The organism is Zoogloea sp., from assembly GCF_041911615.1.
GTDB lineage: Bacteria > Pseudomonadota > Gammaproteobacteria > Burkholderiales > Rhodocyclaceae > Zoogloea.
Genome location: NZ_JAYROR010000136.1, coordinates 1 through 12,409, shown reverse-complemented (window position 1 = coordinate 12,409; position 12,409 = coordinate 1). Strand labels below are relative to the sequence as shown.

The 12,409-nt window shown below is 69.4% G+C and carries 14 protein-coding genes and 1 tRNA gene; 2 read left to right on the top strand and 13 right to left on the bottom strand.

Annotated elements, in window-relative coordinates:
• The 4 genes from ACE3P2_RS18170 to ACE3P2_RS18155 all read right to left on the bottom strand — a co-directional run.
• Positions 1 to 1,368 (bottom strand): multiheme c-type cytochrome (locus ACE3P2_RS18170; RefSeq protein ID WP_374267077.1); only part of this gene is annotated, 1,368 nt, incomplete at its 3' end.
• Between the two features lie 20 nt (positions 1,369 to 1,388).
• The gene (locus tag ACE3P2_RS18165) at positions 1,389 to 3,146 is read right to left on the bottom strand and encodes an arylsulfatase (protein WP_374267075.1); all 1,758 of its coding nucleotides are present in this window, start codon (positions 3,144 to 3,146) and stop codon (positions 1,389 to 1,391) included.
• Positions 3,147 to 3,252: 106 nt separating this feature from the next.
• The gene (locus tag ACE3P2_RS18160; protein ID WP_374267073.1) at positions 3,253 to 4,065 is read right to left on the bottom strand and encodes a helix-turn-helix domain-containing protein; all 813 of its coding nucleotides are present in this window, start codon (positions 4,063 to 4,065) and stop codon (positions 3,253 to 3,255) included.
• Entirely contained in the window at positions 4,062 to 5,018 is a 957-nt protein-coding gene (locus ACE3P2_RS18155; RefSeq protein WP_374267071.1) for a LysR substrate-binding domain-containing protein, read from the bottom strand. The genes ACE3P2_RS18160 and ACE3P2_RS18155 overlap by 4 nt, the downstream gene beginning before the upstream one ends.
• Positions 5,019 to 5,122: 104 nt before the next feature.
• Here ACE3P2_RS18155 and ACE3P2_RS18150 point away from each other — a divergent pair, with 104 nt between their 5' ends.
• Together ACE3P2_RS18150 and ACE3P2_RS18145 are read left to right on the top strand one after the other, a co-directional pair.
• A complete protein-coding gene (locus tag ACE3P2_RS18150) occupies positions 5,123 to 5,824 on the top strand; it encodes a pirin family protein (RefSeq protein ID WP_374267069.1) in 702 nt (233 codons plus the stop codon).
• 60 nt (positions 5,825 to 5,884) lie between these two features.
• Positions 5,885 to 6,439 (top strand): flavodoxin family protein, encoded by a 555-nt coding sequence (locus tag ACE3P2_RS18145; protein WP_374267067.1) that lies wholly within the window; start codon positions 5,885 to 5,887, stop codon positions 6,437 to 6,439.
• A 29-nt stretch (positions 6,440 to 6,468) separates the two neighbouring features.
• Here ACE3P2_RS18145 and ACE3P2_RS18140 read toward each other — a convergent pair whose 3' ends face one another.
• From ACE3P2_RS18140 to ACE3P2_RS18100, 9 genes are all read right to left on the bottom strand, one after another.
• Positions 6,469 to 7,167: a hypothetical protein gene (locus ACE3P2_RS18140; protein ID WP_374267065.1), complete on the bottom strand. Its 699-nt coding sequence runs from the start codon at positions 7,165 to 7,167 to the stop codon at positions 6,469 to 6,471.
• A gap of 46 nt (positions 7,168 to 7,213) precedes the next feature.
• Positions 7,214 to 8,167, bottom strand: coding sequence for a hypothetical protein (locus tag ACE3P2_RS18135; RefSeq protein WP_374267063.1), 954 nt, complete (start codon positions 8,165 to 8,167; stop codon positions 7,214 to 7,216).
• A gap of 116 nt (positions 8,168 to 8,283) precedes the next feature.
• Positions 8,284 to 8,712, bottom strand: coding sequence for a DUF1178 family protein (locus tag ACE3P2_RS18130; RefSeq protein ID WP_374267061.1), 429 nt, complete (start codon positions 8,710 to 8,712; stop codon positions 8,284 to 8,286).
• A gap of 18 nt (positions 8,713 to 8,730) precedes the next feature.
• Positions 8,731 to 8,815 (bottom strand) — tRNA-Leu (locus ACE3P2_RS18125).
• A 9-nt stretch (positions 8,816 to 8,824) separates the two neighbouring features.
• Entirely contained in the window at positions 8,825 to 9,085 is a 261-nt protein-coding gene (gene minE / locus ACE3P2_RS18120; RefSeq protein WP_374267059.1) for a cell division topological specificity factor MinE, read from the bottom strand.
• A gap of 1 nt (position 9,086) precedes the next feature.
• Positions 9,087 to 9,902: a septum site-determining protein MinD gene (gene minD, locus ACE3P2_RS18115; RefSeq protein WP_374267057.1), complete on the bottom strand. Its 816-nt coding sequence runs from the start codon at positions 9,900 to 9,902 to the stop codon at positions 9,087 to 9,089.
• 28 nt (positions 9,903 to 9,930) lie between these two features.
• Positions 9,931 to 10,725, bottom strand: a complete 795-nt coding sequence (gene minC, locus ACE3P2_RS18110) for a septum site-determining protein MinC (protein ID WP_374267055.1) — start codon at positions 10,723 to 10,725, stop codon at positions 9,931 to 9,933.
• 90 nt (positions 10,726 to 10,815) lie between these two features.
• Entirely contained in the window at positions 10,816 to 11,691 is an 876-nt protein-coding gene (locus tag ACE3P2_RS18105; protein ID WP_374267053.1) for an Hsp33 family molecular chaperone HslO, read from the bottom strand.
• Positions 11,688 to 12,083, bottom strand: a complete 396-nt coding sequence (locus ACE3P2_RS18100; RefSeq protein ID WP_374267051.1) for an ArsC family reductase — start codon at positions 12,081 to 12,083, stop codon at positions 11,688 to 11,690. Before ACE3P2_RS18100 ends, ACE3P2_RS18105 begins: the two co-directional genes overlap by 4 nt.
• Positions 12,084 to 12,409 lie beyond the last annotated feature (326 nt).

Here is a 12,409-nt window from a genome sequence, read left to right as displayed (position 1 = left end):
GGCGCGCACGATGGCGGGCTGCTGGCGGTCGCCGATCAGCCCCGCCAGGGCGGCGGCGCTCCCGGGCTGGCCGGCGCGGGCGGCGGCAAGGATCTCGCCGTAGTGCGCGGGGCGCGCGTGGCGGCCGTGGTGGCCTTCGATGGCGGCCTCGGCCCACTCGGCGGACTTGTCGGCATGGCAGCCCTGGCAGGCGTTGGGCGTGCCGATGCGCCGGGTCAGGTCGGGGCGCGGGATGCGGATGGCGTGGTCGCGGCGGGCGTGGACCACCATGTAGTCGCGGCTCGGCATGTGGCAGTCGACGCATTGACCGCCGGGCTGCCCGGCGGCGTGGAAGTGGTGCGCCGGGCTGTCGTAATCCTTGGCGCGCAGGCCGGGAAAGCGCGGGTCGGGCGTCGGCGCGTGGCAGCGCACGCACAGGGCGTTGCCGCTGGCGCGCAGGCTGCCGGCGTGGGGCTCGTGGCAGTCGGCGCAGGCGACGCCGGCCTGGTACATGCGGCTCTGGCGGAAGCTGCCGTATTCGAAGACTTCGTCGTGCTGCTGGCCGTCCGGGTGGTAGAGCCCGGCGCGCAGGGTGTCGGGGATGAAGCTGTCGAGAAGTGGCCGACCGGGCTCGGCGGCCTCGACGATGCGGGTGCGGCGGGCGTGGCAGGTGGCGCACTGGTCGGCCTGGCCGTGGGCATCGGCCAGCGCCGGGTTGGCGGTGGGGCGGGGCGGCGTGGCGCCGGTGCGGGCGCTCGTGGCGTGATCGGCGCCGGGGCCGTGGCAGGCCTGGCAGCCCACGTGGGGGGCGGCCCAAGTGGTCCGGTAGGTGTCGCGGGCCGCGTCGTAGCCCTTGCGGTAGGCGGTGGTGTGGCACTCGCCGCACATCAGGTTCCAGTTCTGGAAGCGGCCGCGCCAGTGCAGCGGCGAGCCGGGCGGGGCGACGCCGTCGGGCTGGAGGGAGAACCAGCGTTTGCGCTGCGTGTCCCAGGCCACGTCGAGGGCCTGCAGGCGCCCGCCGGGCTGCGGCAGCAGCACCTGTTGCAGCGGACGCAGCCCGAAGGCGTAGGCGACCGGGTGCTGCGTCGGGCGGCCGTCGGGGCCCTCGGTGCGAACGTAAAGCCGGCGGCCCTGATGGCTGAACTGTACCTGCCGGCCCGCTTCGGCGAAGCGGACGTCGGCGAAGTCGCCCTGTACCGTGGCCGGGCTGGCAGGCTGCATCGCCTTGGCGTGCTTCGAGTTTTTCCAGACGGCTGCCTGCTGGGGGTGGCAGGCGGCGCATTGGCTCTCCGGTACGTAGCCGGGGCGCGGCCCGGCCTGGGGCGTCGCCGTCCCCGCGAGGGCGGGGAGGGTGACGAGGACGGCGAGGGCTCCCAGCAGGCCGCGCATCCGGATCACGTCGCGGGCGCTCAGCGAGCGGCCGGCGTGGCGCCGCGGGGTTGCATCTTCACTTCGATCTCCAGGTCGTCGTAGTACTTGCCGCCGTTGCTGTAGCCGGGGCGGTCGGCGAGCGTGTCGATCTCGAGGGTGCCGGTTTCGGCCACGTAGCGCTGCCAGTCGGCCAGCATCTCCTTCAGCTTGGCCGGCTGGCTGGCGGCGAGGTTGCGGCTTTCGCTGCGGTCGCGGGCGATGTTGTAGAGCTCCCAGCCGCCGGTGCCCCAGGGCTGGTTGGCATAGACGATCTTCCAGTCGCCCTTGCGCAGCGCCTTGCGGCCGCCCAGCTCCCAGCCCACCGGCTCGTCCTTGCCGCGCACCAGCGTGGCCTTCCCCTGCAGGTAGGGCAGCATCGACTTGCCGCGCAGGGGCAGCACCTCGCGGCCGTTGTAGGTGGTGCCGGGATGCCGGGTGCCGGCGAGTTCGAAGATCGTCGGGGCCACGTCCATCACGTGAGCGAATTCGCGCTTGACGGTGCCGCCGTGGATGCCGGGGCCCCAGGCGATGGCCGGCACCGAGATGCCACCTTCGTACATGAACGACTTGTAGAGCTTGAACGGCGTCATGCCCACCTGGGCCCAGCCGGGGCCGTACTCGATGAAGGAGCCGGGCTTGCCGATGTTGGCGGTGCTGTTGTCCATGTCCTTGTGGATCCACTCGCGGGTGCGGCCCACGTCGTAGACCGAGTTGCCGTCGGCGCCGTTGTCGGACATGAAGAACACGAAGGTGTTGTCGAGCTCGCCGCGTTCCTTGAGGTAGGCCATGACGCGGCCGATCTGGCGGTCCATGTTCTCGATCATCGCCGAATAGACCGTCATGCGGCGGGCCTCGGATTCCTGCTGGGCGGGGGTCAGGCTGTCCCATCTGGGCCAGTGGGGGTGGCCTTCGTAGATCGGGGTGTCGGCGGCGATCAGGCCGAGTTGCTTGAGACGGGCGATGCGCGCCTTGCGCAGGGCGTCGTAGCCGTCCTTGTAGCGACCTTCGTATTTGGCGATGTCGGCATCGGGTGCGTGCAGCGGCCAGTGGGGCGCGGTGAAGGCCAGGTAGCCGAAGAAGGGTTTGCCGGAGCCTTCGCCGTTCTTGAGGTATTCGAGCAGCTTGTCGGTGAAGGCCTGGGACGAATAGAAGCCGTCGCGGGGGATGTCGATGGCCTTGCCGTTCTCGCGGTAGATCGCCTTGGGCGGCTTGGCCGGGTCCATCGCCACGATGCCGGACTGGTCGCCCCAGTGGCTGGCGCCACCCATCACCATCGCGTATGACTGCTCGAAGCCGCGGCTGGCGGGGCTGAACTGCTCGGCCACGCCCAGGTGCCACTTTCCGGCCATGGCGGTGCGGTAGCCGGCGTCCTTGAGCACCTGCGCCATCGGCACGACGCGGTCGTTCAGGTAGCCCTCGTAGCCGGGCTTGCCGCGTTGTTCGTCGGTGATGAGTTCGGCCATGTCGCCGAAGCCGACGAGGTGGTTGTCGCTGCCGGACATCAGCATCGCGCGGGTGGGCGAGCAGAAGGGCGAGGCGTAGAAGCTGGTCATCTTGACGCCGGTGCTGGCGAGTTGGTCGAGATTGGGCGTGGCGATCTCGGCCCCGAAGGCGCCGATGTCGGTGTAGCCCAGGTCGTCGGCGACGATCAGGAGGATGTTGGGGCGCTTGGCGGGCGAGGCGGCGAGGGCGCTGCCGGCGGCCAGGGCGAGCGCCGGGATGCACAGCGTCGCCAGGAGCGGCGGAATCGGTTTCATCTGGTTGTCTCCGGTGGTTTTCTTATGCCGGCGGACGACGGGCGCCAACCGGTGGAGACATGCTTGCACAGAGTCTCGAGATTTTCTGTTCGGGACTGCCAGCGTTTCACTCAGTGGAACATTTCGGGGCGCGGGCCGCGGCGGCGGCGATGGCGCCGGCGGCATCCTGGAGGTCGCCCAGATGGTCGGCGACGATCTGTGCCTTGAGCCGGTACTTGCGCGGCCACACCAGATTGACACAGGCCAGCACCTTGCCGTTGGCGACGGCGGGCACGGCGATGGCATCGATGCCGTCGTCGTGGACGTGCATCGGCTTGTCCTCGGTACCGCCGAAGAGCGGGTCGCGCGAGGCGTAGCCGAGGCGCCGGGTTTCGCCGAGGATGGCCGGCAGTTCGCCGGCCAGCACCTGCCGGGCGCGGGCGAGCTGGGGCGGATGGGCGGCCGCGTCGGCGAGGATCGCGGCCCGCTCGGCGTCGCTGCAGAAGGCCAGGAAGGCGCGCCCCGGGGCCGACAGGAACATCTCGACCCGGTAGCCGATGGCGTACACCGCCACGTTGAGGGCGCTCTGGCGGCGGGATGTTTCGACGAGCTCCATGCGGAAGTTGCGATGCACCAGCACGTCCGACGGCCAGATGACCTTCATGCGCAGGCTTTCGAGGAAGGGTGCGGCGATCTCGCCGATGCCCAGCAGCGCGTCGTCGATGCCCGGTCGGAAGATCAGCGAGACCCGGCGTCGGTAACGCCGGTCGCCGATCGCGCGCCAGGCGAAGCCGCCCTGTTCGAGGGTGTCGAGGATGCGCAGCAGGCTGGCCTTGGGCACGCCGGTGACGCGGTGCAGTTCGGCCAGCGACTGGCCGCGGCGCTCGTCGAGGCTGCGCAGCACTTCCAGGCCGCGGGCAAGGGCGTCGATGGTCTTCATGGGGCGGCGCGGCGGCGGTCGAGGAGCGCGAGGCGGGTGGTCGCCAGCTCGAGCTGGTCGAGCCACCAGCGCAGCGCCTTGCCCGGCGCGGTGGGGCCGCGATGGCGCCAGGCGTAATTCACGCGCAGCAGGCGGTCGTCGCGTTCGACCGCGCGCACCACCAGACGGCCGCTTTCGACGTAGGGCAGGGCCAGCGACTCGGGCAGGAAGCCGGCGCCGAGGCCGCGTAGCTGGGCGTCGAGCTTGGCCGGCAGGTCGGGCACGGTGAACACGTCCTGCCCGCCGAGCAGGCCGATCGAGAGGCCGTCGCCACGGGAGGTGGAGTCGGTCACCGCGACCATCCGGTGGGCCCGCAACACCGCGTCGGAGAGCGGTTCGGCGGCGCGAGCCAGCGGGTGGTGGGGCGCCACCGCGAAGATGAAGCGCAGCTCGCCAAGGGCCCGCAGCTGCACGTCGGGCGGCGGCGTGGCGGCGCTCACCAGGCCGATGGCGAGATCGGCCTGGCCGCTGGTCAGTGCCTCGAGGGTGCCCGACAGCACCTCGTCGCGCAGGCGCAGGCGGGTCGGCGGGGCGAGGGCGAAGAAGCGCTCACACAGCTCCAGCACCGTGGCGCGGCTGATGACGCCGTCCACCGCCAAGGTGAGGTGCGATTCCCAGCCCGTGGCGACCCGCCGCACCCGGTTGGCTACCGCGTCGATCTCGTCGAGCAGGCGGGCGCCCTCGCGCAGCAGTTCGCGGCCGGCTTCGGTGAGGCGGGCCTGACGGGCGCTGCGGTCGAACAGCAGCACGTCGAGGGCATCCTCGATCTGACGTACCCGGTAGGTGAGCGCGCTCGGCACCATGCCGGCGGCGCGGGCCGCGGCGGCAAAACTGCCGGCGTCGGCGATGCGCTGCAGCATGGCGAGGGCGTCGGGTGTGAGGAGATCGCGCGCCAACGGGCTTTTTTGCGGCATGGCGGGTTTATCGTTCAAATTTTTTGAATGATGCCATCAAAGCGTCTGCACCGCGAAGGCCGCGCGGGTCGGCACAATGGTTCCACTTTCACGAGGAGCCCACCATGCTGACGATTCGCCGTTCCGACGACCGCGGCCACGCCGACCACGGCTGGCTCAAGAGCCACCATTCGTTTTCGTTTGCCGGCTATTACGACCCCGCCTGGCAGGGCTGGGGCAACCTGCTGGTCATCAACGAGGACCGCATCGCCCCCGGCACCGGCTTCGGTACCCACGGTCACCGGGACATGGAGATCATCAGCTACGTGCTCTCCGGCGAGCTCGCCCACAAGGACAGCATGGGCAACGGCGCGGCGATTCCGCCCGGCGACGTGCAGCGCATGAGCGCCGGGCGCGGCGTGCGCCACAGTGAGTTCAACCACGCGGCCGATCGGGAGACTCACTTCCTGCAGATCTGGATCGAGCCGGATCAGGTCGGCATCGAACCCGGCTACGCCCAGAAGACGTTTCCCGACAGTGCCAAGCGCGGGCGCCTGTGCCGCCTGGCCTCGCCCGACGGCGCCGAGGGGTCGGTGACGATCCACGCCGACGCGACGCTGTACGCCGGGCTGTTCGACGCCGACGAATCGGCCCGCCTGACGCTCGACCCGGCCCGCAAGGCCTACGTGCATCTGGTACGAGGCGCGCTGACGGTGAATGGTCAGCCGCTGCAGGCCGGCGATGCGGCGCTGATCGCCGACGAGGGCGAACTCCGCCTCACCGACGGGCGCGACGCCGAAGTGCTGGTGTTCGACCTGGCGCCCTGACCGGCGCCGCCGCGGCTCTCGATTTTCTCTTGCCCTTCAACCGATAAAAGGAGCATCACCATGGCAAAAATCGTCGTTGTCTTCCATTCCGGCTACGGCCACACCCAACGTCTCGCCGCGCAGATCGCCAGCGGGGCGGATGCCGAGCTGCTCGCCATCGACGCCGAGGGCAACCTGCCCGAAGGTGGCTGGGAGCGCCTCGCCGCCGCCGACGCGATCGTGATGGGCAGCCCGACCTACATGGGCACCGTGAGCTGGCAGTTCAAGAAGTTCGCCGACGCTTCCAGCAAGGCCTGGTTCACCCAGCAATGGAAGGACAAGGTGTTTGCCGGTTTCACCAACAGCGCCACCATGAACGGCGACAAGCTGTCGACCCTGCATTACCTGTTCACCCTCGCGATGCAGCACAGCGGGATCTGGGTCGGCACCGGCATGATGCCGTCCAACACCAAGGCCGCCGGGCGCAACGATCTGAACTACGTCGGCTCGTTCAGCGGCGCGATGGCCCAGACGCCGTCCGACGCCAGCGTAGATGAAATTCCGCCGGGCGACTTGGAAACCTTCCGCCAGTTCGGCAAGCGGGTGGCCGAGGCGACGGCGCGGATTCGCGGCTGATGCGGCGCCGCGCCGTCCTGGCGTGGCGTTCAGTGGCCGACCGGAAAGTGCGCGTCGATGGCGTCGCGCCGACGTTGCCGGTGGGCGTTGTCGCCGACGTAGGCGCGCAGCGTGTCCTCGGCGCGCCAGTGGTTGCGCTCGGCGAGGCGGGCAAAGCCGGCGGCGCCCATCGAGTTGGCGATGCCCAGCGCGATGGCGAGGCTGCGTCGGTCGTGCCACCCGTGGTCGAGGGCGTTGTCGACCACCGGTTTCATCATCTCCAGCCACGCCGCTTCCTGGGCGGCGGGGCTCTCGGCGCTGTGGACGAAGGCGTTCATGCCGTCGCGCCACCAGCGCTGGGCGTAGCAGCCCCAGCCGGTGTCGTTGCCGCTGCGGTTGGCGGGACGGCAGGCGGCGGCGAACTGCTTGACCATCACCGTCTCGCTGCGACCGAAGTAGCGCTGGGTGTCCATGTGCCGATACAGCGGCGCGAGGCCACCGACCGCGAAATGGGCGATGCCCACCGTGCCGCCATCGAGCGGCAGCACGTCGGTGTAACGCTTCGACTTGCCGCCCCGGGCGATCACCCGATCGAGCACGTCCTTGGCGAGCCCCGACTCGGCGACGTCCGCGTAGCGGGTCAGCTCGGCCGCCGCGGGGGCCGCCTGGGCGAAGGATGCGCCGGGGGCGCACGCGAGGGCAGACCCCACGAATCCTGCGATCCGGGCGATGGTGTGGGTGCGGTGCATGACGTGCTCCTGTCGCGACGGGGGCGAGACCGGCGGTGAGGCGCGGCTATTTGGCGTTTTGCGGGTAGGCGGCAATGCAGGCGTTGAGGCGCTCGACGCCGCCCCAGGCGTCGAAACGCTGACGGGCGGCGGCGTCGATGCGATCGACGCCCATGAACGGCTCGGCCTCGTCGCGGCTTCCCGGGAAGATCAGCACCGCGGCCTTCGGCACCGTCCAGCCTCGACCGGCGTAGGGCCCCTTGCCGCGCACTTCCTGATAATTGGCCGGTGGCCTGGTCTTGCCGAGGAGCTTCCCGTTGAGGGCGATCGAGCCTTCGCCTAGCTCGTCGGCCGGGCCGGTGTCGCCCACCACCGCGTACACCGGGGCCGCCGCGCCGGGCACCAGGGTGACGACCAGATCGCCGATCCGGGCGTTGCGCCGGGCGAACTCGGACGGCACGCCCTTGGCGGGATTCTTCGGGAGGACGATGGCCGGCACCGTGAGCGCGTCGAGGTAATTGGCGATGTCGCACTGATCGTCGATGTGCGGCCGGGCGAGGGCCGTGGCGGACACCAGGAAGCCGTCCACCGCCGGGCAGGGCTTGCCGTGCCGGAACGGGATGATCGCGCTGGCGATCCGCGTCTGGGCCAGTTGGTCGGCTGGCCAGCCCGCCGCCGCGGCTTTCTGGGTGGCGATGCGGCGGGCGCGCTTGCCGGCCGCGTCGAGGCCGGCGCAGCCGTCGCGCATGGCGTTGCAGAGGTTGTTGAGGGCTTTCGTCTCGCCCCAGAAGTCGTCGACGCTGTACGAGCGGCGGGTGCCGTCGGTGTTCACGTTGAGCCCTTCGACGAACAGCAACGTGCCTTGGTCGGGGGCCGCCCAGACGGCCGTGGTACCACCTTTCGCGTTGCCGTCCTTTTGGCGAAAGGCCGGATTCATGCCGCAGTCGACGGCCTGGGCGGAGAGGCTGAGGAGCGCCAGCGCGGCAGGCAGCAGGGCGTGGCGTGAAAAGGCGTGGGGCATGGTCGGGGCTCCGGCGGGCTGCGGTGGCCGCACGACGGATGTCATGCGGAGAGGCTATGCAGACGTTATAGGCCGCGCGGTGGCCGCAGGCAAACCCGATTTGAGCTGGGCGCCGCTCAGTGGAGGTCGTCCTTGTCCGGCGGAACCGGCAGGACGGGAATGCCTTCGTCGATGAGTTCGAGCAGGTCGCTGCGATTGGCCTTGCCGCGGATGGCGCGCTCCTCGGCGTCGCCGTAGTGGATGCGGCGGGCCTCCTCGGGGAAGCGCTCGCCCACGTCTTCGGACTGGCCCGCGGCGCTGCGCAGCGCTTCGACGAGGCGCGCGGCGATGGTGGCTGCGTCGGGCTGATGCGTCGGTGCGGCCGGACCGGCCGAATGGGACGAGGTCTGCACGTAGGGCGCCGACGGGAGCCGGCGCACTGCGTGCGAGTTGCAGTGCGGGCAGCTCACCAGCCCGGCGGCGTGCTGCGCGTCGAAGGCGTCGCCCGAGGCGAACCAGGCTTCGAAGCAGTGCGCCTGGTCGCAGATGAGGTCGAGGACGATCACGGTGTCAATGCAAAGAAATGGTGCCCGGAGCGGGACTTGAACCCGCAAGGCTCGCGCCGGCGGATTTTAAGTCCGCTGTGTTTACCGATTTCACCATCCGGGCCGTGCTGTCTTACTTGGACTGCTCGGGCAGGGTGATGTCCACTTCGAGGATCTCGAAGTTGTCGCGCTTGCCGAGCTGGACCTTGATGTCGTCGGCCGAGACGTTGACGTACTTGGAGATGACCTCGATCAGCTCGCGCTGCAGGGCGGGCAGGAAGTCGGGCGTCGGCTGGTTGGCGCTGCGCTCGTGGGCGATCAGGAGCGACAGGCGCTCCTTGGCCACCGAGGCGGTCTTGGGCTTGGAGCCGAAGAAGTAAGAGAGCAGGGACATGTCACTTGCCTCCGAACAGCCGCTTCAGGAGCCCCGGCTTCTCGTAGCTCACGAAGCGCAGCGGGCGGTCTTCCTCGAGGAAGCGCGCCACCACGTCCTGGTAGGCGGTGGCCACGTCGCTGTCCTTGAGGTGAATGGCCGGCGTGCCCTGGTTGGAGGCCTGCAGCACGTCGTCGGATTCGGGGATGACGCCGATCAGCGTGATCCGCAGGAGCTCCTGGACGTCCTTGTACGACAGCATCTCGCCTTCGTCCACGCGCTTGGCGGAGTAGCGGGTGACGAGCAGGTGCTCCTTGACCGGTTCGCGGCCTTCGATGGCGCGGCGGCTCTTGCTTTGCAGGATGCCGAGGATGCGGTCGGAGTCGCGCACCGACGAGACTTCCGGGTTGGTCACGACGATCGCTTCGTCGGCGAAGGTGAGGGCCATGACTGCGCCGCGCTCGATGCCGGCGGGGGAGTCGCAGACCACGTAGTCGAAGCCCAGGTGCTCGAGTTCCTTGAGCACCTTCTCGACGCCTTCCTCGGTGAGCGCGTCCTTGTCGCGGGTCTGCGAGGCGGGCAGCACGAAGAGGTTCTCGCAGTGCTTGTCCTTGATGAGGGCCTGATTCAGGTTGGCTTCGCCGTTGATGACATTGACCAGGTCGTACACCACGCGGCGCTCGCAGCCCATGATGAGGTCGAGATTGCGCAGGCCGACGTCGAAGTCGATGACCGCGGTCTTGTAGCCACGCAGGGCGAGGCCGCTGGAGATGCTCGCGCTGGTGGTGGTCTTGCCGACGCCGCCCTTGCCGGACGTTACTACGATGACGCGTGCCACGAGATGTTCCCTTCGGTGTTGAGGCGCTTCAGTCGAACTGGAGCGGAGTGATTTCGAGAGTGTGCAGGTTGTCCGAGCCGGTCAGCCGGACCTGGGCGCTGCGCCCGGCGACGGCTTGCGGGATGCCGCGCTCGAAGGTGCGATAGACGCCGGCGATCGAGACCAGCTCAGGGCCGAAATTGGTGCTGAAGATGCGCGCGCCGGTATCGCCGCGGGCGCCGGCCAGGGCGCGGCCGCGCAGCGGGCCGTAACAGTGGATGCTGCCGTCGGCGATGATCTCGGAACCTGGGCTCATGCCGGCGAGCAGCACCAGGTCGCCGCCCTTGGCATAGACCTGCTGGCCGGAGCGCAGCGGACGGTCGACGATCAGCGTCGGCGCAGGGGCGGTGTCGCTCGTCGCCGGGGCCGCCGCGACGGGGGCGGGGGGCGGGGCGGGCGTGGGTTCCGGGGTCGGCGCGGGCGGGGGCGGAGGCGTGACCGGACGTTCGACGGACATGCCTTCGGTGCCGAGGATCGCCAAGTTGGCGCGGCGCGCGCCTTCGTGCAGGTGCCCGGCGAGGTGGCGCACGCCCATCGGCTGCAACTGGTAGCGCCGCAGCAGGCTCAGCAGGCCGGTCCAGTCGATGCGCTCGGGCACGTTGCCGAGCTGGGAGAAATCGAGCACCGCCGGTTCGCCGGCGAAGAAGTCGGGCATGCCGCCGAGCATCATGTGCAGGGCGTCGGCAAGGCGCACCGCGTCCGCGTCGCGGACGTAGGCGGTCATCACGGCCAGGCTGGCGCCCTTGAACTCGATCAGTTTGCTCTGCAGGGATGCGTCGGCCATGGATACGGGGGGCGAATGTGCGGAATAAAACCTGCCAAGTCTACTTTTGACAAAGATTTAGGGCAAGTCCGCCCACCGTTTGGCGCGAGATCAATGCAGGGTGCGGGGTTCGGCGGTGTCTTCGGCGAACAGCGCGGCCACGTCGTCGGCCGAGAGGCGGTATTCGTGGTTGGACAGGTCGTCGTGGATGAGGATTTCGCCGTGTTCGGCGAGCACCGCGTCGAGTTCGGCCCGGCCCAGGGAGCGCAGCATCTTGCCCACCTTGTTCCAGTCGAGCGGCCAGTGGTGGGTGACGTCGCGGGCGTCGAACAGGCGCACGGTTTCCTGGTGGAACAGGCGGGTGAGGATCGCCTCGGCGGGCAGGCCGAGCAGTTCGTCCGGGCGCACGGTGGCGGCCAGGCGGGTGATGCGGTCCCAGCCGTCCGGGTCCTTCCTGTCGGCGTCGGGCAGCTTCTGCAGGAACAGGCAGGCGGCGCGGTTGCCCGAGCAGGCGGTGTGGAGCGCGGCGGGCTGCTGTTCGGACTGGGTGAGGTAGTGCTCGAAGATCGCGCCGATGGTGTCGCCTTCGATGGGCACGTAGCTCTGGTAGGGGCGACGCTGTTCGGGCATGTCGAGGGTCAGCAGGAGCTGGCCGTCGCCGATCAGCGCGCCGACGCCGTGCTTGCCCGCGGCGTCCTCGCCGGCCTTGGCGTAGCCGCGCAGGTTGAGCGCCTCGGTGATGTCGACGACCAGCAGGCTCACCGGGCCGTGGCCCTGGAGCTGCATGGTGAGCCGCCCGGCCTGCTTGAGGTTGCCGCCGATCACGCAGGCGACGGCGCTCATCTCGCCGAGCAGGTCGCGCACCGGGGCGGGGTAGTCGCGGTTTTCGAGGAGGGCGCGCCAGACGTCGTCGAGCTGGACGATGGCGCCGCGGATGTCGAGTTCGTCGAGCAGGAAGCGCTGGACGTAGCTGGTGGCGTCGCTCATTGGGGGGCTCCGGCGGGGGTGACGAGGCTGGCGTAGAGGTCCGGGTCGAAGCCGACGAGGAGCTGGCCGTGGGTGGTTTCGAGCACGGGGCGGCGAATCACGCTGGGGAATTCCTTCATGAGTTGCACGGCGGCGCTCTGGGTGGTGATGTCCTGGCGTTCCGGCGGGAGCTTGCGCCAGGTGGTGCCGCGGGTGTTGATCAGCGTCTTCCAGCCGATCGCGCCGCACCAGGCGTGCAGGCGCCCGGAGTCGATGCCGGCTTTCTTGTAGTCGTGGAAGTGGTAGGCGACGCCGTGCGCGTCGAGCCAGGCGAGGGCCTTCTTCATGGTGTCGCAGTTCTTGATGCCGTAGCAGATCACTGCGTGGGGCTTCTGAGGGATGGCGTCGGACATGAGGCGGTGTGGGCCTGGACGGGCAGGCCGGGGGTGAATTCGAGGTGCCCTAGTTTAAGCGACAGCCCGGCCGCTCCCAAGTCCGCTGCGCGGTGGGGCGTCGTCGGCTTTATCCGGCAGGCCGTCGAGGCAGCCGGGGCGATTCAAGCGTAGCTGGCTGACGGTCGGCTGGAGCGGGATGTTAACAGCCCGATGCAAAACCCCGAGAAACCGCGCCAGCAGTGGTCCTCGCCATTCGATTTCTCATGACTTCATTCCCGGAATTGGCTTCCCATTCCCGTTTTGATGCCCATCGAATGGGTCGGGAAATGGGTTTTATCCGATTC